Raw genomic sequence first — 23,735 nt, forward strand, 5'->3', positions numbered from 1 at the left:
TAATTTCCAGTCAATGTTTTTTTAATGGGGTCTGAGCCATATTTCAAAAACAATATCGTTAATAGAATTACATTAATGGATGGGTGTGCTATTTTTTTCATTGTACTCGCCCACGAATTAGAAGGTACAAACACACCTGACGCTTTGTTTTTGACCAAATATCTTGCAGTCTTTGGCTTAGTCTTATTTACTTTTTCTTCTGGATTAAAAATGGGTCTTAATCATTTTGATGAAATAAATGATAAAACCTTTTTAAGCAATTATTTTATTAAAAGATTTATCCGTCTGTATAAAGCTTATATTGGATATACTCTATTAGCATTTATTTCCTATTTTTCTGTTCTTTATATCTCGACATATTATCTGAAATTGAATTTTGTAGACTTCAATGAGTGGTGGAATAGCTTAAATGTAAATGACCTGTTTAATACTCTGATCGGAACTAATTTTGTTTCAGCTCATTTGTGGTATTTAGTTGCTCTACTTGCAATTACATCTGTTTGCTTTTCAATCATTTATTATTTTAATATCAAAACTTTATTTTTATTCATATTCCCATTAATGATATTTGATATCATTTATTGGGACTATTTAATGCTCCATTCCATGATCTTGTTTAAGATTGTGGCATATATGCCGATCTATATTTTTGGAATTTTTTGTGGTCGTTATCTCATAGATCATATGAATAAAAATATCTTCCATGGACTTTCAATGTTTTTTATTGTGATCTTTTTATTGTCTGTTGCATATCCAAACAATACAATATTAAAGTATGATATTTTGATATACGGATCTACTTTCCCACTGACGATGCTATTCGTATCATCCTATTTATTGAATTTTAACTATATTAATCAATTATTACTGATCTGTGGAAAATATTCATTTCAAATTTATTTATTTCATTGGCCACTAATATTACCAATATTAAGCAGATTAATTACAGATGTACTTTCCATCAATTATTTTATCATGCCTTATTTTGTAACAACTTTGGCAATTGCTTCTTGTATATGTGCATATAAAATTGTAAAAAAAATAAAATTAAACATTTTATTTGAATGAATTTTTGATAACATTAATTATTTGGTTCAAGCACTCGATCTTTTTAGAGATAAAATACTTTCACACCGCTTAGCTCATGCTTAAATACTCCGCGGAGATAAAGAAGAACGAATGTGCACGCTACGAGAAAAACTGTGCACCATAAGGAGCTATCAAAATGAGTGAAGTTTTATTGGAAGATCTTGATCATGTGGGGCCGGCTACGGCGCAGAAACTTAAGGACGCCGGTTTTAATACGGTCGAGGCCATCGCTGTGGCATCCCCTGCAGAACTTGCCAACAGTGCGGAGATAGGAGAGTCAACTGCGGCTAAGATCATCAATGCGGCCAGGCAGGCTGCGGATATCGGGGGGTTCGAGACCGGGGACCTTGTGCTTGAGCGCAGGAAACTTGTGGGCAAGCTCTCCACCGGGTGTGAGGAGTTCAACGAGATGATGGGCGGTGGCATTGAGAGCCAGTCCATCACAGAGATGTACGGCGAGTTCGGCTGTGGTAAGACACAGGTCGCCCATCAGCTGGCTGTGAACGTGCAGCTGCCTCCGGAGCAGGGTGGATTGGGTGGATCGGTTGTTATCATCGATACCGAGAACACCTTCAGGCCCGAGAGGATCACACAGATGGTCAAGGGGCTTTCCGAGAAACATGGCGTGGAGTATGATCCTGAGGAGTTCCTCAAGAACATCCATGTGGCACGTGCTTACAATTCCAATCACCAGATACTTCTTGTGGACTCAGCTTCCGAGCTTGCCAACGAGCTTAAGGATTCCGACATGCCTGTCCGTCTGTTGATCGTGGATTCCCTCACAGCCCACTTCAGGGCAGAGTATATCGGCAGGGGTACGCTTGCCGACAGGCAGCAGAAGCTTAACAAGCATCTTCACGACATCCAGCGCTTTGGTGATCTTTTCAACTCCTGCGTGGTCGTTACCAACCAGGTCATGTCCAAGCCGGATGCATTCTTCGGGGATCCTACCAAGCCGATCGGCGGTCACATCCTTGGTCACACGGCCACCTTCAGGCTGTACATCAGGAAGTCCAAGGGCGACAAGAGGATCGTCAAACTGATAGACTCACCCAACCTTCCGGACGGCGAGGCTATCATGTCCATCACCACGGACGGACTTAGTGACGCATGAGACAACCTTTAAGATACCTTCCGTCATATCTGAATGCATGGTCTTCAAAGCCCTTGTAGTTGATATTGACGGAACTATAACCAATCACGACAGGACCCTGGATCTTCGGGTCGCGAAGAAATTCCGTGAGCTCAGGGTTCCGGTTATCCTGTCCACAGGTAATCCTCTCTGTTACGTCCATGCTGTAGCCAGGCTCATCGGCATCAGCGGAATGGTGATCGCAGAGAACGGTGGGGTCGTCTCCACCGGTTTTGACAGTCCTTCCATCATAGCCGATGGCATGGAAGAATGTGAAGAGGCGTATGAACTGCTATCCCGGTATTTTGATCTTGAAAAGCTCGATGCGGCATACCGCAAGACCGAGGTCGTACTGCGCAGGGGCATGGATGTTACACAGCTTCGCAGGATCGTTGAGGACAACGGTATGGATGTGGAGGTAATCGACACGGGCTATGCCGTTCATATCAAGGACGGGAAAATTAACAAGGGCACAGGGCTTCACACCGTGGCCGGGCTGATGGGCATTCAGGCCTCTGATTTCCTGGCGATCGGGGATTCCTGCAACGATGCCCAAATGATGCGTGAGGCAGGCCTTGGCATAGCTGTTGGCAATGCTGATGATGAGGCCAGGCAGGCGGCATCCATGATAACGGAAGCCTCATTTGGCGAGGGTGCGCTGGAGGCCATCGAATATGCTCTCTCCAATGACCTTCTGGAATAAAAGAAAAAAAGGACCTTACTGACGATCGTATGGCAGTCCCTTTGCCAGGACCTTGTCCACCACGATATAGTCCTTGATCGCGCTTACCGCTTCAAAAGGCACAATGAGATACTGACCGTCCTTCTGGTACTTGGAAGTGTCAAGACCGATATCAGGCTTTATGATAAGGTCTTCCAGTTCTCCGGTCTTTCCATCCATTACGATGTTGTTCAATATGCCAAGCTCGGTTCCGTCAGTAGCCATTACCTGTTTGTTGGACAGGTTCTTTGCAAACACTTTTGCCATCTTTCGTCTCCCTCAGTAATTAACAGATTATTTACATATATCCCATATAAGAACTTGTTTCTTGCTGGTGTGTACCACCCTTGAGCTTTTCCTGGATCTTGTTGTAGAACGTGGTCATGTCCTCGGTAATAGTAGGCTTGACCTTTTCCATGGCTGCAAGGAAATGGCGGTTCTTCACAAGCTCTGCTTCGAAGTCCTCACGCAGTGCAAGCATCACGGCTTCCCTGCACACGGACTCGATATCCGCACCCACATATCCCTCTGTCATAGCTGCAAGCTCCGAAATGCTGACCTCGCCGTCCAGCGGGATGTCGCGTGCGTGTATCCTGAATATGCTCTCCCTTCCCTCCATGGTGGAATTGCCCACAAGCACCAGCCTGTCGAACCTTCCTGAACGCATCAGTGCAGGATCGAGCATGTCCGGTCTGTTGGTGGCAGCAATGACCACTACCTCCTTCAGGGCTTCCAGTCCGTCCAGTTCGGTCAGCAGCTGGTTGACCACCTGCTGGGAAGCTCTTCCTGTCTCGCTGTCAGCCATACGGGTAGATGCAATGGAGTCTATCTCATCGAAGAAAATGATACATGGTGAGACCTGCCTTGCCTTCTTGAAAGTTTCCCGGATGGCCTTCTCGGACTCTCCCACGAACTTGGAGATCATCTGTGGTCCCTTGATACTGATGAAGTTCGCATTGGACTCGTTCGCCACAGCCTGTGCGAGCAGTGTCTTTCCGGTTCCCGGCGGGCCATACAGGAGAATTCCCTTTGGTGCCTTGATACCCATCTCCATTATCCTGTCAGGACGTTTGATAGGCCACTCCACAGCCTCCACGATCTCCTGCTTTGCCTCATCAAGACCTCCGACATCGTCCCATTTAACAGAAGGCACCTCGACCAGCACCTCTCTCATTGCAGATGGTTCGACCTCTGTCAGTGCAGCCTCGAAGTCATCTGTCCGGACTATGAGCTTCTCCAGCACCTCCTCGGGTATCTCGTCCTCGTCAAGGTTGATCTCCGGGATGATCCTCCTTAAGGATCGCATGGATGCCTCCTGTACCAGTGAAAGAAGGTCTGCACCAACGAATCCCTGGGTGTGATCTGCCAGGTACTCAAGGTCAACATCCTCTGAAAGGGGCATTCCCCGGGTATGGATCTGCAAGATCTCCAGACGGTCATCGCTGTCCGGCACGCCGATCTCGATCTCCCTGTCGAACCTTCCTGGCCTGCGCAGTGCAGGGTCAATGGAATCCACACGGTTGGTGGCACCGATAACTACGATCTGTCCCCTCTCTTCCATACCGTCCATAAGTGTCAGCAGCTGGGCGACGACCCTGCGCTCCACTTCTCCTGTCACGTTCTCACGCTTTGGTGCGATGGAGTCGATCTCATCTATGAATATAATAGAAGGTGCATTCTCTGCAGCTTCCTCGAATATCTTTCTCAGGCGTTCCTCGCTTTCCCCGTAGAACCTTCCCATGATCTCCGGTCCTGCAATGTAGAGGAAGTTCGCCCTTGACTCACCGGCAACAGCCTTTGCAATAAGCGTCTTTCCTGTACCCGGCGGGCCGTACAGTATGACTCCCTTTGGAGGTTCGACATTAAGACGCTGGAAGATCTCATGGTGCTTCAGAGGCAGCTCGATCATCTCGCGTACTCTCTGGATCTCATCACCAAGTCCGCCAATATCCTCATAGGCGATCCCGCGGGCAGCGTCCTCATAACCCTTTGCAGGTTTCTGGCGCAGTTCGACCTCCGTATTTTCAGTAATGATCAGTATTCCCTCTTCCGGCGTTGCTTCGATAGCAACAAGAGGTATTGCCTGGTTGCCCGGGGTTGGCTGTGTCATCGAACTTGTGATAGGGATGACATCTCCGGCAACAAAGGGATGTTTCAGGATATTATGTTTGATAATGGCCTGGATGTTGGTCCCGAATTCCATGCTAATTCCTTCGGGAGGTGCAAGCACGACCTTCTCCGCAGGGGTGACCTCTGCCCTTTTGATAACGGCCCTTTCCCCTATGCCCACTCCGGCATTCTGCCGGGTGAACCCGTCGATGCGACCAATTCCCTGTCCCCAGTCCTGTCTGTCTGCACGCCAGACCTTTGCAGCCGTTGATTTCTTGCCTTCTATCTCTACGATATCCCCTGGTGAAAGCTGCAAGCTGAGTAAAGTGCTCGGATCAAGCCTTATGATTCCACGCCCGAAATCTATCGGATGTGCTTTTTCTACTTTGATCTGTAGTTCTTCCATTGGTCTCATCCTTAATTGTTTTACTATTTTATCCTGTCCAATGCATAAATAATATATGGTTCCATGCCCTGTTTTTGCATTCCGGAACATCCGGGCATAGGTGTTGGTATGCCAGCAACATGGAAATAAAAAGACCTTTGATACATATGCCCGTGGTCAGTCTCTGATCATATCTTAAGGAACTCTTCAAGCCCCTGCTTAAGTCCCACCTTTGGTACAAAACCAAGTTCCTCTGCCTTTGAAATGTCCGCAACACTGTGTCGGATGTCTCCTGCCAGTGGTTCTTTGTGCTCGATCTCAACATCCTTTCCAAAGAGTTCGATTACGATGCTCGCAAGTTCATTGATCGTGGTGCTCTTGCCGGTTGCTGCATTGAACACTTCTCCAACAGCCTCTTCTTTGTCAATGACAAGTTCCACCATGTCAACAATATCATGCACTGAGATAAAGTCCCTTGTCTGCTCCCCGTCACCGAAAGCGATCGGGTTCTGGCTGTTTCGCACTCTCTCCATGAACTTTGAGATCACACCGGAGTAAGGATTGGAAGGGTCCTGTCTGGGACTGTATATATTGAATGGTCGTATGCATACAGTGGGTAACCCGTATGCCCTGTTGTACATGAGGCAGTATTTCTCACCTGCCAGCTTGCTGGCACCATATGGGGAGTGGGGGTCCTGCGGGTGTTCCTCGCGGATCGGCACTTCTATGGGGTCTCCGTATACTGCAGCTGAACTGAAATAAACGAACCTCTCAAGATCTGCTTCCCTTGCTGCCTCGAGCAGGTTAAGTGTGCCCATGACATTGTTCTGTGCATCGAAAAAAGGTTCCTGCATGGACCTTGCAACGCTGATCTGGGCAGCAGTGTGTATCAGTATATCGGAATTCTTCACGAGATCTGAAACATCATCCTGGATGTCGATCTTTACCACTTCCACATTTTCAGGCACATCTTCCCGTGTGGTGGATGAATGATTGTCCACTACAACAACTTCATTGTCTTCATGGAATCGATCAACAAGATAGCTTCCGACCTGTCCCAGGCCTCCTGTTATGAGGATCCTTTGCATAACATCTACAACGGGTGCTTTGTTTATAATTATTTGGGAGATGTGGGTCACTTTGAATAATAATGATGAGTATACTCACATTACAAATTCATTCATAAAGTTAATATGCTATCATTCGATTATTATATATTAGGAAACATGCTACAATTTCATGATTATATTAGTACGTTCTGAAAAACAAAAGGTCGTGGTGGTGCGACCTTGGTGGTATGGGCGGCATAGGGTATGTCCGATCGGTGGGCCAATGGGTGGCCCGCCTGATCCATATCTGTTTTCTGATTTTGTTATTTCTTTCTTTATTATTCTGAATGGTTATATGTCGAAATGATAATGCTAATAACTGTCTAAAACCATTCGTTAAGTTAATATATTATCGTCAGGTAGTGAGGCTAGCGTACGACCAATGCTACTTTATTGGTGGTATTGTCGTACGAGAAAAACGTTCTTTCATTTCGTCATTTCTATGACCGAATCGGGGGGGATATATCCAGTCCCCCTCTCATCCCCTCTGTTTTTGAGAACTTTGCTCTCAGGTTATTGCTTCATTAAAAAAGAGTAAAAAAGTGAAGAGACCTTCAGATCTTTTCTGCCGGAGGTGCTGTATTGAGTTTGACGTATTTGACACCTTTCAATGCCATGAGCCTCTCATCCATCTCTTTGATCTCCTCCCCTTCTCCGTCGAATATTATCACTTCAAGGCAGTTGTCATGGTCAAGGTGGATATGTACGGAGGATTTAATGAGGTCTGAATAATCATGCTGGGTGTCTGCGATAGTGTTGGAAAGGCCTCTTTTTGTGTGGTCATAGATCAGAGTGATGGTACCAACACGGCGTCCTTTTATGTCACTCATCCATTCATGCTGGTTTATGTAATTACGAATGGCATCCCTGATTCCCTCGGAGCGGGATGAATACCCTCTGCGTTCGATGATCGAGTCAAATTTGGTCAGAAGGTTGTCCGGAAGGGACACTCCTATTCTCATAAGTTCCTGTTCCATTTTTTTCACCTAAGCGTGTAATTGACATAAAAGGTAATAAGATTATGTATCATTTTTCTTATTTTTGTTGCGTTCCTGTCCTAAAAAGTACACATAGCACATGTATTTATATTCAGCATTCCTATATAGTAGCTAAGATCTGGAGATGAATTTCATGAAAACGGAAGAACTTTACTCAGGCAAGGCTAAGACCATTTACAAGACCGACAACCCCTCTGAGCTTATTTCAGAGTTCAGGGACAGTCTCACCGCTTTTGACGGTAAGAAGAAGAGTGAGGCCGCAAAGAAAGGTTATTACAACGCCCAGATCTCAAAGAAGATCTTCGAGATGCTTGAGGAAGAAGGCATCAAGACACATTATCTTGGCATGGTATCCGACACAGAGATGCTCGTTAAGAAAGTGGAGATCGTTCTCATAGAAGTGATCCCAAGGAACATCGCAGCAGGTTCCATCACACGCAAGTATCCAATAGAAGAGGGTACTGTTTTCAAGGAGCCGGTACTGGTGTTCGATTACAAGAGCGATGAGTACGCTGATCCGATGATCAACGACGACATTGCAGTCGCAATGGGTATTGCAACTCGCGAAGAGATCGATTACATACGCAGTATGGCCTTTAAGATCAATGAGATCCTCAAGAGCTACTTCGAAAGCAAAGGTTTCCTGCTTCCTGACTTCAAGCTGGAGTTCGGAAGAGTGGACGGTGAGATCGTACTTGCAGATGAGATCTCATGTGATACCTGCAGGTTCTGGGATGTCGAGACCGGAAAGTCCATGGATAAGGATATATTCAGGTTCGATAAGGGTGACCTCTCAAAAGCATATGAAGAGGTTGCACGCCGTCTTGTCCCTGAGATCTTCTGAGGGGTAAATGGAAAAATATGATGTCATCGTGGTCGGAGCCGGTGCAAGCGGGCTGCTGACCGCACTTACATTATCCAAGCATGGCAAGAAAGTGCTCGTGCTTGAAAAGATGCATGATGTGGGGGGAAACTGCAACAGCTATACGGTAGATGGCTATCAGGTGGACACCGGTCCCCATGCTATCACCCATCTTGCAGAAGGACCGCTCAGGCGTCTGATGGATAATTATTTTGATTACCAGCCGGTCTTCGAGAACTATGGTCACTATTATGTGAGGACCGAGGACCGTTTCCTTAAGGTCCCATCCACCATCCGTGACTTCGTGACCTTTGATGTGTTCCCCAGGCTTGATCGCCTTGCTATCACCCAGTCCATCACAAAGGCCCTGACTCTTTCCTCGTTCGGGTTCGACCTCTCAAAACAGTCTGTTTATGAATCCCTGCCGGCGAACCTCTCAAAGGAGACCTATGAATTTGTAGATGCGATCTCCTATTTCCTTTCAGGTCGCTCCATGCATGAGACCTCTGCCCAGAGGGTGCTTGCAGGTAGCAGTTTTGTCAGGGACAGTGTAACACAGGAGCAGTTCGAGGAATTTATAAAAGAAGAGAAGGTGCCACGCCCGGAGTCGATCCTCCAGTCAGTGCTGTCTTCGAACGTGCACACATCCCTTTATTCAAGGATCAACAACGTTTCCAGTCTCGGAAGACTTGCCAAGAACAAGGTTCATCTCTCCCAGGGCTATCCTCGTAAGGGTTTAAAATCACTGCTGAATGCCATCCTTTATTCGCTGCCTTCATCTGTGGAGATCAGGACCGGGTGCAAGGTAGAACGCATACTTACAAAGGACGGGAAAGCATATGGTGTCGAAGCAGACACGATATATGAAAGTGACCTTGTGGTATACACCGGCTTTGCATCATCTTTGCCATCCCTTATGGATGACCTGCCGTCATCATATCTGGAACTTCTGGATGGGGTCGTGCATAGCAAAAGCCTTACTGTCTGGCTGGGCCTTGACAGGGTCATGGACGAGTTCAATTACATGGGCTCTGAGATCTGGTTCAAGGACACACCATACTGGGCCATGCCCATCAGCAATTATGATGCGTCTCTTGCTCCCAAGGACAAACAACTTGTTGGATTTGCTTTCTTCCTTGATGAGAATGAGGATGTAAAAAAAGGAATAAAGAATGCTTATGAGACCATCTACAGTGCCATTCCTTCTATACAGGATCGCGTGGAAATGAACCACGACCAGTTACTTGTACCCGAAAAGGCAGCAGTGACCATCGATGGTCAGTTTGCTGACATCCGTTCCCCTGTCAAGAACCTGTACATTGCAGGGACCGATACTGACAGGCGCAGCATGGGTGTGACCCGGGCTGCTTATTCTGTCATTGAATTGTTAAAAGTATTGAACGAGGACGGTAATCTTCACTGATCACCGTCTGAGGATCATTGTCCTTATCCTGTCGGCTGCATGCTCCGCCTTGTCTGCGATATCCGCAATGGTACGTACAAGTTCTACAAGGTGGAATACTCCCACAGCACCCAGCTCTTCTTCATGTGAATATATCTCTTTGAGCAGGTCCTTCTCTATGAGGTCTACCCTGTGCTCCATTTCTTCAATAGTAGGTACCAGTACCAGAGACTCGTCGACCTCACGTTTACTGAAGGACGTCTCAAGGATCTCGCTTAATGAATCCACCAGCTTCTCGTATGTCTCCACTGTCTCAAGTGTAAGTGCTGATAGCTCACAGAGGTTTGTCTTTATTGGATCCGGCATATCGCAGGGTCTCAATGTTAACATATAAGCAGCTTCCTGTGCCACATTTGCAATGGAATCCTGTGGTTTAAGGAAATTGAGCAGGTCCTCTGCTTTTACAGGCAGCATGATCGAGGATGACAGCTGTGCCCGGATGGTCTGCTTAATGATATCTGCCTCATGTTCGATACCGTCTATCTGATGGCTTAGCTCTTCCACAAGTGGCTGGTTAGTGCAGTATGCATTGACTGCCTGGTCCAGTATCTTTACGGTCTCCACTCCCTTGGATGCATGCAGGTACAGTGGTTTGAAAGGCGATCTTGCAAATACGTCAAGTACAGAACGTATGTATTCCATTTTCTTCATAATCCAACCCCCAATAATGCCACGAAGACAAGTGCCGATGTAAATGCTGCAATAGGCACTGTGATGATCCATGACATCACTATCTTTCCTATAACACTAAGATCAACAGCAGCAAGACCTCCTGCAAGTCCAACACCAATTACTGAACCCACAAGGGTATGGGTGGTGGAGATGGGCAGGGAACTATAGCTGTGAAGAACGACAACGGATGCAGTTGCAAATTCTGCAGAGAATCCCCTTGTAGGGGTAAGTTCGGTTATCTTTGTACCAATGGTCTCGATCACACGGTATCCCCATGTTGCAAGTCCGATCACCATTCCGATACCACCAACAATAAGCACCCATATCGGTACCGTTGCTTCTGCAAGGTTAAGTGCATTAAGGCCTGCGTAAAGCGGTCCCACGGCGTTTGCGACATCGTTAGAACCATGTGCGAACGCAATGAAACAGGCAGTTCCGATCTGCAGGTACACGAACTTCTTCTCGATGTGATATGGGTTCTCCGCTTTTTGCAATAGCGTTACCCGGATAACAGAAAATATCAGATATGCGAGTACGGCTCCCAGTATAGGGGAGACCAGCCAGCTGCCTACGATCTTTGTAAGCACGGCCCAGTTGATGTCTGAGAGTAAAATAATGTCCTGGTATACGGCAACAATTCCAAAACCAAGGACTGCCCCTACGATCGAATGTGTTGTCGATACTGGTAGGTTATAAAATGTAGCAAATGTGATCCAGAATCCCGCGGCTAGAATTGCTGCAAGCATCCCTATCGCCACAAGGTTCGGGTCGATTGCCTTTATGGCATCAATAGGCACAATTCCTTTTGCAATGGTGGATGTGACCTTCTTTCCAAAGAAAACCGCTCCGACAAACTCAAAGACAGCTGCTACGATGATGACCTGTTTGATCGAGAGCGCTCCACTTCCAACAGACGTTCCCATGGCATTAGCAAGGTCATTGGCACCTATGTTCCAGGCCATGTAAAGGCCGGCCAGCACTAATAAAACCACAATAGGGTTAAATAATTCTATCATAATCCTCTTCCTGATCTTAGTCTTCGAGCCGTTAAGTTTGCATCTGTGATAAATGTATCAATATCCATTTTTTTGTTCATGCGATGGAAGTGATCTCTTCCCTTGCCTTTTGGGCCTCTTCATTATCCGGCTCAAGCTCAAGCAGGAGCTCATAGGTTTTCAGTGCATCGGCGATGTTGTCTTCCTGTACGCAAAGTTCAGCGGCATTGGCAAGTATATCCTTTGCTTCCTCTTTGTGTCCAAGCCTATATAGTAACTTACCTCTCTGTCTCCAGAGGTCCACGTTGGTCACATCGATCTCAATGGCACTCTCTACTGCATTCAGAGCATCAAGATATGCATCCGGACTATTGGTAACGAGTGCTTTCATCTCCCATATCTCGGCAGCTGTAAGGAAACATTCAAGTGCATCCTTTGATTGTCCGAGCCTTCGATGTGCCACTCCTTTTATGAATATCGGTTCAGTGGCATCTTCCATCAGGTCTATTGCAGAATCCAATGCACCGATCGCTGCACCATATCTCTCTAAGTTGAAAAGCACCATTGCATTGTTGTACCATGCATGCCCCATGTCGGGCTTAAGCTCAATGGCATGTTCAAAGTTTGCAAGTGCTTCATCCGTATTTCCCATTTCCGCGAGGATGCTGCCTCTTAAGAAATATGTATCAGCATCATCAGTAGCGACCTCGGCAAGCTTATTGAAGGTCTCAAGTGCACTTTCAAGCTCTCCTTTAGTAGCAAGGACATTGCCTTTCAGTTTGAGCACTTCCGCATCGTCACCCAGCTTCAGAGCCTCTTCGGCAGCTTCAATTGCTTCATCAAAAAGGTGAAGCCCGAAGAGTATCTGTCCTTTGATGAGCCAGGCCACTGTGGGGTCCGGGGCGTGTTCGATAGCCTGTTCCACAACATCCAGCGCTTGCTCATGCTGCCTTTCCCTGCACAGAAGACGTACTTTGTTAAGCAGGAAATCTGCCAGTTCCTGTGGTGACATATTGTCTTGGTTCTCAGACATAATGCCCAATTGTATCATACCATTTTAATGTCTTGCGGGAAGCTTACAAAAAAGAGTCCAGTGTTCTCTGGAAACGGACGTCTGAAAGCATTTTGGTCTTAGCTTTCCATTCCTGTGCAGGTGTACGGACACGCGTCGCCATATCATCAAGCGCCTCCTCTATCGTTTCAAAGGTACGTGGAATGGATGACATTGCATTTCGGGCAGCTTCCCGCACGACCCAGACACCCAGTGGTGCCCAGTACTCAGGTGTGATCTCCCTTATCATGAACACCGATGCCTGCCTGCCAGCGTCTTCCAGATATTCCAGGGCAGCGATGCGTGCTGCATAGTAACCTCCTGCAAGGTTCGAATATCCTTTCTTTCCATTGATATCTTCCATATCCTGCCCTATCCAGGAGGATCCGCCTGACCAGACCGACCGTTTCATCCAGATCTCCAGAAGCTCGAAGGAGAACACCCGTGGAACGAGCATTATCTCAAAATAGTTCCCGAAACATCCGCCGCTGAACACGGATATCTCACTTACCAGTGGCATGTCCCGTACGTGGTCGATGATGTCCTTTCCTGCCATATCATCGGTTGCGGTTATAGCCCATCGGGTGGGCACAAGTTTGCGCTGCTGCCCCAGAAGACCGATGGAAAGCAGTCTGGTGATGTGTTCGGTAGGTATATCGCTCCTGAAAAGTTCGCATACGACATCCTTTGCAAGCGCATCGGTGTCATATGCCAGGTAGTCGACCTTCTTCGGGACCTTCGGGTTCTCTGCTATATCGAAGTCCTTTACCGCTCCTGATGGTCCCATGGGTGTCAGGACACTGTCAAACTTCAGTTTCTGTTGAAGGGGTTTAGTGAACCATGCCTCTGTGTCTACCGGTGATCTGGAAAGGGCCAGCTCCTGTGATCTTTCCAGCAATCTGTCTGGCTTCATCGCATCTTTCACATTGATGGTCGTGTTTGCCCTGACAAGCTGGCAGCGGGCGGATATCACATCCTGGATATCCATGGATAGCCATTGCTTGGGGTCTTCAAGCATCATTGCATCCTTTGCATCCACCTGGGGTGGTATCATCGGGCCGGCCGTAACTTGTGGATAGCCGTATCTTCCCACAAAAACAGCTGGTGGGGATGCACCAAAAATAGAACCGTCTGTCGAGATCGCCGCTGTGGTATTCTCGGTTGACCTGAATTTTTCAAGGATCGGACATAAAGGTCGCCCGCAAAGTCCTTTTCCCTTACATTTTATACAAAGGCTTTTGCTCAATCTTCCTCGTCACTTTTGCAAAGGATACAGTATTCTGCTCCGGGTACGTTCTTGTATAACCAACCTGAACGCTGTACGAACTTGCATACATTGCACATCCCTTCGGTTAATACCTTGTCAGATGATCCGTTCACAAGTTTTGTGGCAAACGTCCTGATCTCTTCGATGGTCTCTTCTGAAAATCCAACCTCTGCTCCTCGTTTTGCACTGACGTACTGGGAGACGGCTGCTCTTGAAAGGCCTAATATGTCTGCGACTTGCTGTTGGGTGCATCCATGATCGACCATCATGGAACGTGCAAGCTCGGCACGTATGGCAGGCAATACTTTCTGTACCATTATCTCGCAGGTAGGTTTCATTATTATATTTCCTTTTTTCGTCCTATATGTTCTTTTCGTCAGGTCGTTCAAGTTTGAGCATTTCAGCCGTATGTGCAGATACCTTCAAATTTAAAAAAGGAAACATGGCAATTCTGTATGGCCATGTTCTGTATTCGAAAAGTTAAATGAGTTGGCGATGCACAATGTGCATATCAATTGGTCAGTCTTTGATCTGTTCCGGAGAGAAACCTTTCTGGACAAGGACTTCCTTCATACGGGTCAGATGGTTGCCCTGTAGTTCAACGGCACTTCCTTTTACAGTTCCGCCACATGCGAACTTTGATTTTAGGTATGTGGATAGCTCATGTAGGTCGATCTCGTTTGCATCGAATCCTTCCACAACTGTAACTTCTTTACCGTATCGTCTTCTGTTCACTTTCACTGTAATTCGCTGTTGCTCCTTTGCCACTTCTTCGCATATACATAGCTCTGATGGCAAACCGCAAACCGGGCACATTTCTGAACTCATCTTCTGGTATTTCCTCCGATCATTTACTCACCTGTATACTATTTATATAAACAATAAACAGATATTAGATGTAATTCACAATGTTATTAATATCTAATGGTGATGTCATTGCATCGGATGTTGAATATGCCAAAAGCATGTTCAGTCAGGCAAAGGGCCTGATGTTCAGAAGCTCTGTTCCGGATAGCTATGCTATGATCTTTGTGCTATCTTCCCCGAAGAAGATCTCCCTGCACATGCTCTTTGTTCCTTTCCCTCTGGACGTTCTTTTCCTGGATGATGAAAAAAGGATCGTGAAGACTACTTATCTTCGACCATGGGTAGGCCTGGGGGACTCCGGTGAAAAGGTAAAGTACATCATAGAGCTTCCCGCCGGCACAATTTCCCGTTATGATCTTTCGATCGGTGATCAGGTTATGTTCGATGGATCGTGAACTCCTATTACCTTTGGAAATCTTTATCTAATCTATGGTTTATTTAAGCCTAAATCATACTCCTTATATAATGAGGCGCACAAATGTTACCGGAAAATGACCTGAAGATCATAACAGAAGAGATGGGCAGAGAACCAAACCTTGTTGAACAGGGATGCTTTTTGAACCTATGGAGCGAGCATTGCTCCTACCGTTCCAGTGCTCCTTTGCTGAAGACCTTTACCACTGTTGGCGACCGTGTGATCATCGGACCCGGTGATGATGCCGCAATTATCCGTTTTGGTGATGGCTGGGTACTTGCCATTGGTATGGAAAGCCACAACCATCCTTCATATGTGGACCCTTACAACGGCTCCGCAACAGGTGTCGGTGGTATTGTGCGTGATATCATTTCCATGGGTGCCAGACCTATTGCACTGATGGATCCTCTTTATTTCGGTCCGCTGGACACACCGAAGAACCTCTACCTCTTTGAACATATCGTGGAAGGTATTGCAGGATACGGTAACTGTATCGGAGTTCCTGTTGTCGGGGGAGAGGCATATTTTGACGAGACATACAGCGGAAATCCGCTTGTCAACGTTGTCTGTGTCGGACTGGCCCGCGAGGAGAACATCGTGACCGCCTGTGCACAGAAGGCAGGCAGCAAACTGGTCCTTGTGGGTTCCACCACAGGACGCGATGGTCTTGGTGGTGCTTCATTTGCTTCCCGTGACCTTTCAGAAGCTGCAGAAGCAGAAGACCGTCCAAGCATCCAGATCGGTGATCCTTTCACTGAAAAGCTCCTGATCGAAGCAACACTTGAAACAATAGGTACCGGGCATGTGCTTTCATGCAGGGACCTTGGTGCCGCAGGTCTTGCAGGTGCCAGCTCTGAAATGGCATCCAAAGGCGATCTTGGAATGCGCCTGATAGCTGACAAAGTAATACTTCGCGAGTCCGGAATGACCCCTTATGAGATCATGATCTCCGAGTCCCAGGAACGTATCCTCTTTGAAGTTGCACCTGAGAATGTGGATGAGGTCCTCGACATCGCAAAGAAGTATGACCTTCACGCCAGCATGATCGGTGAGCTTACAGAGCGTCTCTATTACACCGTCGAGTTCGAAGGCGAGGTTGTCGCAGATATGCCTGTCAAGCTTCTCACAGAAGGTGCACCGACCTTTGAGCGCCCCTCAACAGCTCCTCAGGAGCGTGACATAGGGGATAAGCCAGAACTTCCAGCTGACCTGAAACAGGCAGTACTGGACATTCTTTCATCTCATAACATTGCATCAAAGGACTGGATATACAGGCAGTACGACCATGAGGTCCAGATCCGTACCGTGGACAAACCCGGCTCAGATGCAGCGGTCCTTCGCATTGCAGACGGCAAGGGCCTTGCAATGTCCTGTGGTTGCAATCCGGGACACACCCTTCTTGACCCGTATGAAGGCGGAAAAGGAACCCTCGTTGAGAACAGCATGAACCTTGCTGTAAAAGGTGCACAGGGTATAGCCCTTGTGGATTGCCTCAACTTCGGTAACCCCGAAAGGCCGGACATCTACTGGCAGTTCAAGCAGGCCATCCTTGGTCTCGGTGATGCTGCAAGGGATCTATCCATTCCGGTTGTCGGAGGTAATGTCTCCCTCTACAATGAGAGTGGTGAATACGGCACAGCTATCGTACCAACTCCCTCCATCGGTCTTATCGGAATAACCGATGACATTGAGACCGTCCCTGGTTCCTTCTTTGCAGGAGAGGGTAGCTCTGTGATCCTCGTGGGAAGCACCTTTGATGAACTGGGCGGTTCGGAATATTATAACATAAAAGGACTCAGGAGCAATGGTCGTGCGCCAAAGGTACGTGAAGACGCTCCCAATATAGTGGACTCCATCATAAATATCATCAGAAGTGGAAATGTCGTAGCAGCTCATGACGTGTCTGCCGGCGGACTTGCCGCAGCTCTTGCTGAGATGTGCAACGAAATAGGTGCAAACATCGATATCTCAGATGTCAGTGAAGATCTCAGACCTGATGATGTCCTGTTCTCAGAATCCCATGCAAGGGCTATCCTTGTAACCTCTGAGAAAGATAAGGTTGTCGAAATGCTTGGTGATATCCCATATTCCGTCATCGGTAATGTTGGCGGAGAGGACTTACATATCAAAGGAAGGGAATTTGATATCTCCCTTTCCATGAAAGAGATCGCAGAAGCAAGATCAAGTCTCACAAAATTGATGATGGAATAATTTCCATTATCTTCTTGCTTTTTTTCTTTCTTCTTTTATCTTTTTCTCGACCCTTTTAGCTAAATTGTAGAGACGATCGTCCCCTTGTATAGCTTCAATAAAAAAAGATCATGCGAGCATTGTTATCTGCTCGACACCCTCTATCAGTGAATCAACCTCTTCTTCTGTATTATATAATGCAAAGGATGCCCGCACAGTGCCCTCAACTCCCAGCATGTCAACGGACGGCATTGCACAGTGGTAACCGCTGCGAACACAGATCTTCCTGGTCTCGTCCAGTATCATGGCAACATCGTGCGGGTTCATACCTTCCACATTGAACGGGACGACCGTCCTGTCCTTTGGCCCGTATACCTCCACGCCTTCGATCTCAGAAAGACGTTTTGCAGCATCTGTGGTTAGTTCCTTCTCGTGTTTCTCGATATCCTCCACACCTATCTCCTGTACGTACTCAACGGCTCTGCCAAGGCCGATAACTCCCGGGATGTTCGGGGTGCCTGCTTCGAACTTTGAAGGGGAAGGTTCCAGCTCATAGCCTTCTGTAGTGACAGCATGGACAGTGCCTCCGCCAACGTAGGTCGGTTCAAGGGCATCCGGATCTTTGATGCAGAGTATTCCTGTTCCCTGAGGGCCAAGCAGTCCCTTGTGCCCGGGTGTGGCAAAGAAGTCGCATCCTATCTTTTTGATATCCACTGGCATATGTCCTGCCGACTGGGATCCGTCCACTAGCACCATTGCACCGCCTTTCTGTGCGATCTGTGTTATTTTCTCAACATCTCTTATCGAGCCGAAAACATTGGATACGTGGTTGACAGAAACGAGTTTTGTTCTGTCAGTAATTGCAGCATCAACATCTTTCGGGTTCACACGTCCTTCTCTGTCGGATCCTACGATGGTGACCTCTACGCCTTTTTCTTTTAATCTCATCCAGGGTAGGAAGTTTGAGTGATGCTCCACAAGAGTTGTCACAACGTGGTCGCCTGCTTCCCATTGAATACCAAGGGCGACCATGTTGATACTTTCAGTTGCATTTTTGGTCAGGACGGTGCTTTCAGGAGTGGTGTTCAGGAACTCTGCAACTTTATCCCTTGCATCCTCGTAATTATCGGTAGTTTGCCTGGCGAGCCTGTGAGCTCCACGACCATGATTTGCTGCGTATTTGAAGAAGTAATCGTTCATGGCATTGACTGCCGGGACAGGCGTCTGGGTTGTAGCGCCATTGTCCAGATAGATCACTTCATCAAGGACGGGGAAATCTTTGCGTACGGAATGAATATCATACATACACTTCCTTACGCAAGATAGCTAAAAATATGTTTTGCAGGCGTTATTTTGCCAGCATTCCGCCGAGAATGAACTTGTAAAGTTCCAGTTCTTCAGCATCCAGATTTTCAGTGGTCTGGCCACTTACGACTGAATGGTATGTCCCGTCTTCTTCACACCGTCTATATTCATCACTTATTTTCGTGATATTTCTCATCATATATTTCCTCCTGTCTCTTCAATTGAGTTCTTAAAAATTTAGCCTGTAAAATGGGCTTAAACACAACATCATGTTTCTATAATATATAATCCTTTCGACTAACATCTTTCTCGGTTTTGTCGCAAGAAATATAAGTTGCAAAAGAGTTCCGATTAACATGTCCCATATCCCAATCGACCGATCATTACAGTATATGGATGGTACGCAGCGAGTTCTTGACGAGGAGACAACTCTTGGTAACACGAAACCCCACCTGAAAGAGATAGGGGTTACAAGGATAGCCAGTATCACCGATCTGGACCGGATAGGCATTCCGGTATTCTCTGCCATCAGGCCATCAGCTGCCGAAGGTGCTATTTCTATCTACTCCGGTAAAGGTTCTACCGAGTCACAGGCAAGGATCTCGGCCATGATGGAAAGCTTTGAGAGATGTCTTGCAGAGCGTGTAGGCGTAAATGCTGATATTGTCGAGGATGTGGTCGCAGAAGAGTTCGTTGAGTCTGTTGAAAATGCCGCGAAGGACTATGAACTTCTTGATCCGCATAGCCTTCTTCTACCTGAACCATTGCCTCCGGAAAGCCTGGTGGAGTGGACTCAAGGCTGGGACCTTTTACGCGAGAAGGAGATCTATGTCCCTTCAAATGCAGTATATCATCCATACGATTCCCCGGGCATGTCCGCAAGGCTTTTCAGAAGCAATACCAACGGGCTTGCATCGGGAAATGTCATAGAGGAAGCAATATTGCACGGTTTGCTGGAGGTCATCGAGCGTGATGCACTGAGCATTGCCGAATTCAACAGGAATCCGGGCAGGGAAATTGTCCTTACCGAAGATGATGGTACCAATTATGAGCTGATGAAGAAATTCGCATCTAACGGAGTACAGCTCAAACTATGGCTGCTTCCACACGATACGGGTATTACCTCTGTTGTGGCAGCAACAGATGACCTGGACCTGAAAGATCCTGCTTTGCTTGTAATGGGTGCAGGTTCCCACCTGAAACCTGAGATCGCAATAAGAAGGGCCATCACCGAGGCTGCCCAGTCAAGGGTCGTGCAGATCCACGGTGCTCGTGAGGACACTGACAGGGAATCTTTTGTCAGGCAGATCGGGTATGAGCGTATGAAGAGAATGAACAATTTCTGGTATGACGGGGCAGAGACCATCACAACCGGACAATTGAATGATATCTCCAGGTCAACTCCTGCAGAGAACATCGATGCTGTGCTCGATGAACTACGCAAGATCACGGACAGTACCATTGTGGTCGATCTTTCCCGCAAGAGCGTAGGTGTCCCGGTCGTAAGGGTCATAGTTCCCGGATTCGAGCAGTACACACTTGACCGTGAACGTGTTGGCCATCGGGTGAGACAAGGGCGCAAACAATCAGCATCTGCCGAGAAACCCTGGAAAAGAAGGTTCGGCAAACGAAAGTGATCCCATGAGAGCAGTTATCTTTGCAGGTACGAGTATCAGCCACGAGGATTCAAAAGCTATCCTCGATGCCGTTTACCTGCCACCTGTGGCAAGAGGCGACGTCGATAAGGTGGCCGGCCAGGGTTATGACGTAATTGGCATCATCGATGGTGTTTTCTTTGACAGGGCTGCAGTAGCCCACAAGGAGATAATCCGCGCGATTAAAAAGGGCATCAAGGTAGTTGGCGGATGCAGTATGGGTGCGTTGCGTGCTTCTGAGCTTGACAGTCATGGCATGACCGGTGTAGGCAGGATCTATGGCTGGTACAGGGATGGTATCATCGAAGCGGATGATGAGGTTGCAGTGACAACCAATCCCGAGACCTTTGAACAGGTCTCAACACCGCTTGTGAACATAAGGGAGACCTTCCGGGCAGCCCTCGATGAAGGCATTATTGATAGTGGGACCTGCGAAGGTCTTATCAGGATAACAAAGAGCATCCACTATCCTCAAAGAAGCTACCTTGGTATAATCAAAAAAGCAGTTGAGGGAGGACTTCTGGAAGACCGGGAGCCTCTGCTGGAATATTGCAGGAACAATGCCTCAGATGTAAAAAGGGAAGATGCAGTATTGGTGCTTCAGAAGGTAAAAGAGATCCTGGAAACAGGCGAATGAAGCTCATTCTTCCTTCTCTTCGTGGTGTTCATGTTTAAGGTTACAGCTGTCATGTTCGATCCTGCCGCAAACCCCGAAAGCCGGATGTCCCATTGAATCGCAAATGGCATTTATGGCCTTTTTTGACACATAACCTTCAAACCTTGCAACCTCTGCACATGATTCCTCTGCAGTGAGCCCGTAATGGTTAAGCATCAGGCTCAGTATCCTGTGCCTTCTCAACAGGAAATGTGCATAATCCTTTCCTTTTTCCGTAAGACTGAAACCCCTGTACGGAACATGGTTCACATATCCTGATGAAGCAAGCTCATTGATTGCTTTGGTAATGGTGGAAGGGTCCACGTTCATGTGGTTGGATATCTCGGTGGTGCGTACATTGTCGCTCCTTTCAAAAAGGTATTTCAGGTATTCGATCTTCCTTGGCGAAAGTTCCAACCCTGTTATATCATCCATATGGAGGATTATGCAAAGATTTATTTAAAATTTGCGTGGGTACCAAAGATCCACCAGTTTCATTCACAATTTCCGTGTTTGTCTATGAAATGGTCTATGAGGGCACATGAGATGCTCTTCTTTCCCGGAAGCTTCGGAATGTCATCCACATGGAACCAGCAGGCATCCTCTATTTCATTCACGTCGACATCGATCTTCCCTTCTGCAAAGTTCGCTGTAAATCCTAACATCAGCGAGGATGGGAATGGCCAGGGCTGGCTTGCAAAATAGTTCAGGTCCTTTACGAAAACGCCGACCTCTTCCTTAATTTCCCTGTGGGCTGCGTGCTCGATGGTTTCCCCGGCTTCCACAAAGCCTGCCACAAGCCCATAGACACCATCCGGGAAATGCTTTGATCGCGTCATAAGAATGTGATCTTCCCTCTCTATCAGCACTATGACAGCAGGGCTTATCCGCGGGTATGCAATGTGGTCACAATTATGGCATTGCATTCCGGTCTCTTCCGGGACGTAGTGGGTACTTCCTCCACATAACCCGCAGTATCGGTGAGTGCGGTAAAGATCAGCCATTTGAACTGCCCGGGAAGCAATACCGAGCATTTCCTCATCAATTGTACCATATAGGTCATGAAGGCCAAAGTACTGCATATTGCCTTCAACAAGCTCTTCCTCCGTTTCAAAACAGTAACATGGCACACCATATAGTGTTCCAATGTAGATCACTTCAGTGCTGTCGGGGATATGCTCTTTGGGATAGCATGAAAAATATTCATCAGGGTGACTTTCAGCATCGATCAGTATCTTTCTCTGATGCACAGGGAAATAAAGGGCTTTTCCTTCTGAATTGCTCTCATTGCCATGGAACACCAGTTCTTCAGTGGCAAAAGAGGTCGGTACTGTGTATTCATTAATATCACTTCATGAGGGGATGTTTTGAAAGGTGTTCACATCCAATGCATATAGTCTTTCGCTTATCTTTAGAATCCGGTATGATTGGCGTAGCGGCTCCACAGGTATAAAGTGGATATCCCCACGATAGCTATCAGTAACATTGTATTCCTTGAGCGGCAGTAGAGTTCCTTTGATCCGGATACCCTTATAAGGACCAGCTTGTTGAGCGTGCTGATGACCCCTGCTATCACTGCTGTCTGTGCAGCTACCGTATATGATACGTTCCCTGTGAAAGCCAGTGCAGCAACGGATGCAGTTACAGCTGAACTGCTGACAAGTCCTCCAAGTGCCGATGCATAGACCCCGGCAGTACCAAGGAATTCGCTTGAAATACTGGTGATGACCAGCAGGATGGTGAAGATCGCACCGAACCTGAAAGCAGGTTTTAATGCAAATGGTGAACCGATCTCCAGTGGTTCGGTCATAACATCATTTTCTTTCCTTCGGATAATGACGATGGCAAGTGTCAGTATGAGCATTGCTATTTGTGGAGGCAGCATCATCAGCATGGTACTTGCACTGGGGTCGACTATCAATGCGATCAGGGTGTTGCTGATTATCATTGAGACGTTTGACATCAGTATCCCGATGTACAGTGCATCCATCAGGCTGGACCTGTTCTTTGACATGGTTGCAAGCGCAACGGTGGTTGCCTCACTGCTTATGAACCCGCCAAAAAGCCCGGAATATGATATTCCTCCACGGGTCCCATCTGTCTTAAGGGAGATGTAGCTGACAAAACCGATGAACATGACCAGTACCACGATAAGTATGGCTGATTTCAGGTTCAGAACTCCCATTACAGGCTCTTCCGGCATCAGCGGATAAAGAATGAAAGCGACCACAAGGAACTGGACCGCATTGATTATTTCGTCATCTGAGAGATGTTGTGCAAAGGAGTGAAGCGGTTTTTTCTCAATTAGCAGTAAAGTAATGAGCACAGCTATGATTATCGCAAAGAGGTAACGTCCTGTGGCTACCAGGACCCCAAGCAGGTAAGTTGAGAACAGTGCAATGGAACTTGTCATTCCAAGTTTCCCGCTGGCTGTGTATATCCTGTACACGAGCACAAAACAGGAAGCTGCAACCAGTGCTGTGGTGATCTGCAATATGGCGATGTCCATCACCTCTGCAACATAGGTTGCAAGCATACCGATAAGACATACTATTGCAAACGTGCGCACACCTGCGAAGATCTCCTGATCCTTACGCCGATGCTCCCTTTCTATACCTATCAGTATCCCTATCAACAGAGACAGGATAGCTTTTGTCAGAAAGTCGTATAATGCAGAGTCCAGCCCAAGGTCAAAAGTTAGCACAACGCAGTCCTCCGAAGTGGTATAGGAATTTTGTGTTCGATCACTTTATATTAATAATATATCTCATGACCCCTTATAGTATTTTTGAAGTC

24 protein-coding genes are annotated in these 23,735 nt (G+C 47.1%); 9 read left to right on the forward strand and 15 right to left on the reverse strand.

Annotated elements, in window-relative coordinates:
* Window positions 1-24 precede the first annotated feature (24 nt).
* The 3 genes from BMX02_RS04230 (at window position 25) to BMX02_RS04240 (ending at window position 2,924) form a co-directional block, all read left to right on the forward strand.
* A complete protein-coding gene (locus BMX02_RS04230; RefSeq protein WP_091689456.1) occupies window positions 25-1,068 on the forward strand; it encodes an acyltransferase family protein in 1,044 nt (347 codons plus the stop codon).
* Between the two features lie 157 nt (window positions 1,069-1,225).
* Window positions 1,226-2,203, forward strand: coding sequence for a DNA repair and recombination protein RadA (gene radA / locus BMX02_RS04235; RefSeq protein WP_091689457.1), 978 nt, complete (start codon window positions 1,226-1,228; stop codon window positions 2,201-2,203).
* 37 nt (window positions 2,204-2,240) lie between these two features.
* Complete coding sequence (locus BMX02_RS04240) at window positions 2,241-2,924, forward strand: phosphoglycolate phosphatase (protein ID WP_091689458.1); 684 nt, start codon at window positions 2,241-2,243, stop codon at window positions 2,922-2,924.
* A gap of 15 nt (window positions 2,925-2,939) precedes the next feature.
* Here the strand turns inward: BMX02_RS04240 and BMX02_RS04245 are convergent, their stop codons facing one another.
* From BMX02_RS04245 to nikR, 4 genes are all read right to left on the reverse strand, one after another.
* The gene (locus tag BMX02_RS04245) at window positions 2,940-3,209 is read right to left on the reverse strand and encodes a PRC-barrel domain-containing protein (protein WP_091689459.1); all 270 of its coding nucleotides are present in this window, start codon (window positions 3,207-3,209) and stop codon (window positions 2,940-2,942) included.
* A 31-nt stretch (window positions 3,210-3,240) separates the two neighbouring features.
* Window positions 3,241-5,457 carry a CDC48 family AAA ATPase gene (locus BMX02_RS04250; RefSeq protein ID WP_091689460.1) on the reverse strand — a complete coding sequence of 739 codons (2,217 nt, stop codon included), beginning with the start codon at window positions 5,455-5,457 and terminating at the stop codon, window positions 3,241-3,243.
* Window positions 5,458-5,624: 167 nt separating this feature from the next.
* The gene (locus BMX02_RS04255; RefSeq protein ID WP_091689461.1) at window positions 5,625-6,524 is read right to left on the reverse strand and encodes a GDP-mannose 4,6-dehydratase; all 900 of its coding nucleotides are present in this window, start codon (window positions 6,522-6,524) and stop codon (window positions 5,625-5,627) included.
* 575 nt (window positions 6,525-7,099) lie between these two features.
* A complete protein-coding gene (gene nikR, locus BMX02_RS04260; RefSeq protein WP_091689462.1) occupies window positions 7,100-7,522 on the reverse strand; it encodes a nickel-responsive transcriptional regulator NikR in 423 nt (140 codons plus the stop codon).
* 154 nt (window positions 7,523-7,676) lie between these two features.
* On the opposite strand from nikR, the gene purC reads away from it, so the two are divergent.
* Window positions 7,677-8,387, forward strand: a complete 711-nt coding sequence (gene purC / locus BMX02_RS04265; protein ID WP_091689463.1) for a phosphoribosylaminoimidazolesuccinocarboxamide synthase — start codon at window positions 7,677-7,679, stop codon at window positions 8,385-8,387.
* A 7-nt stretch (window positions 8,388-8,394) separates the two neighbouring features.
* Window positions 8,395-9,828 carry a phytoene desaturase family protein gene (locus tag BMX02_RS04270; RefSeq protein ID WP_091689464.1) on the forward strand — a complete coding sequence of 478 codons (1,434 nt, stop codon included), beginning with the start codon at window positions 8,395-8,397 and terminating at the stop codon, window positions 9,826-9,828.
* Here BMX02_RS04270 and BMX02_RS04275 read toward each other — a convergent pair whose 3' ends face one another.
* The 6 genes from BMX02_RS04275 to yciH form a co-directional block, all read right to left on the reverse strand.
* Window positions 9,829-10,518 (reverse strand): TIGR00153 family protein, encoded by a 690-nt coding sequence (locus tag BMX02_RS04275; protein ID WP_091689465.1) that lies wholly within the window; start codon window positions 10,516-10,518, stop codon window positions 9,829-9,831.
* Window positions 10,515-11,555, reverse strand: a complete 1,041-nt coding sequence (locus BMX02_RS04280) for an inorganic phosphate transporter (RefSeq protein ID WP_091689466.1) — start codon at window positions 11,553-11,555, stop codon at window positions 10,515-10,517. Before BMX02_RS04280 ends, BMX02_RS04275 begins: the two co-directional genes overlap by 4 nt.
* A 76-nt stretch (window positions 11,556-11,631) precedes the next feature.
* Window positions 11,632-12,567, reverse strand: coding sequence for a tetratricopeptide repeat protein (locus BMX02_RS04285; protein WP_167879243.1), 936 nt, complete (start codon window positions 12,565-12,567; stop codon window positions 11,632-11,634).
* Between the two features lie 43 nt (window positions 12,568-12,610).
* Window positions 12,611-13,831 carry an Nre family DNA repair protein gene (locus BMX02_RS04290; protein ID WP_091689468.1) on the reverse strand — a complete coding sequence of 407 codons (1,221 nt, stop codon included), beginning with the start codon at window positions 13,829-13,831 and terminating at the stop codon, window positions 12,611-12,613.
* Window positions 13,828-14,190: a transcriptional regulator gene (locus BMX02_RS04295; RefSeq protein ID WP_091689469.1), complete on the reverse strand. Its 363-nt coding sequence runs from the start codon at window positions 14,188-14,190 to the stop codon at window positions 13,828-13,830. The genes BMX02_RS04290 and BMX02_RS04295 overlap by 4 nt, the downstream gene beginning before the upstream one ends.
* A gap of 181 nt (window positions 14,191-14,371) precedes the next feature.
* Window positions 14,372-14,680, reverse strand: coding sequence for a stress response translation initiation inhibitor YciH (yciH, locus tag BMX02_RS04300; protein WP_048193589.1), 309 nt, complete (start codon window positions 14,678-14,680; stop codon window positions 14,372-14,374).
* An 80-nt stretch (window positions 14,681-14,760) separates the two neighbouring features.
* Between yciH and BMX02_RS04305 the strand changes: the two genes are divergently transcribed.
* Both BMX02_RS04305 and purL read left to right on the forward strand, forming a co-directional pair.
* Entirely contained in the window at window positions 14,761-15,114 is a 354-nt protein-coding gene (locus tag BMX02_RS04305; protein ID WP_091689470.1) for a DUF192 domain-containing protein, read from the forward strand.
* An 83-nt stretch (window positions 15,115-15,197) separates the two neighbouring features.
* Window positions 15,198-17,345, forward strand: a complete 2,148-nt coding sequence (gene purL, locus BMX02_RS04310; protein WP_091689471.1) for a phosphoribosylformylglycinamidine synthase subunit PurL — start codon at window positions 15,198-15,200, stop codon at window positions 17,343-17,345.
* 108 nt (window positions 17,346-17,453) lie between these two features.
* Here purL and BMX02_RS04315 read toward each other — a convergent pair whose 3' ends face one another.
* Both BMX02_RS04315 and BMX02_RS11810 read right to left on the reverse strand, forming a co-directional pair.
* Window positions 17,454-18,629: a cysteine desulfurase gene (locus BMX02_RS04315; protein ID WP_091689472.1), complete on the reverse strand. Its 1,176-nt coding sequence runs from the start codon at window positions 18,627-18,629 to the stop codon at window positions 17,454-17,456.
* A gap of 43 nt (window positions 18,630-18,672) precedes the next feature.
* A complete protein-coding gene (locus tag BMX02_RS11810) occupies window positions 18,673-18,828 on the reverse strand; it encodes a hypothetical protein (protein ID WP_167879244.1) in 156 nt (51 codons plus the stop codon).
* A 157-nt stretch (window positions 18,829-18,985) separates the two neighbouring features.
* Here BMX02_RS11810 and BMX02_RS04320 point away from each other — a divergent pair, with 157 nt between their 5' ends.
* On the forward strand, window positions 18,986-20,266 hold the full coding sequence (locus tag BMX02_RS04320; RefSeq protein WP_091689473.1) for a YcaO-related McrA-glycine thioamidation protein: 1,281 nt from the start codon (window positions 18,986-18,988) through the stop codon (window positions 20,264-20,266).
* 4 nt (window positions 20,267-20,270) lie between these two features.
* Complete coding sequence (locus BMX02_RS04325) at window positions 20,271-20,921, forward strand: TfuA-related McrA-glycine thioamidation protein (RefSeq protein WP_091689474.1); 651 nt, start codon at window positions 20,271-20,273, stop codon at window positions 20,919-20,921.
* A gap of 3 nt (window positions 20,922-20,924) precedes the next feature.
* On the opposite strand, the gene BMX02_RS04330 is transcribed toward BMX02_RS04325, so the two are convergent.
* The 3 genes from BMX02_RS04330 to BMX02_RS04340 form a co-directional block, all read right to left on the reverse strand.
* Complete coding sequence (locus tag BMX02_RS04330) at window positions 20,925-21,374, reverse strand: metal-dependent transcriptional regulator (protein ID WP_091689475.1); 450 nt, start codon at window positions 21,372-21,374, stop codon at window positions 20,925-20,927.
* A gap of 59 nt (window positions 21,375-21,433) precedes the next feature.
* Window positions 21,434-22,240: an NAD(+) diphosphatase gene (nudC, locus tag BMX02_RS04335; RefSeq protein WP_167879245.1), complete on the reverse strand. Its 807-nt coding sequence runs from the start codon at window positions 22,238-22,240 to the stop codon at window positions 21,434-21,436.
* A gap of 110 nt (window positions 22,241-22,350) precedes the next feature.
* On the reverse strand, window positions 22,351-23,643 hold the full coding sequence (locus tag BMX02_RS04340; protein ID WP_244624819.1) for an MgtC/SapB family protein: 1,293 nt from the start codon (window positions 23,641-23,643) through the stop codon (window positions 22,351-22,353).
* Window positions 23,644-23,735: the final 92 nt, after the last annotated feature.

It is taken from the genome of Methanococcoides vulcani (assembly GCF_900111645.1).
GTDB classification, from domain to species: Archaea; Halobacteriota; Methanosarcinia; order Methanosarcinales; family Methanosarcinaceae; genus Methanococcoides; species Methanococcoides vulcani.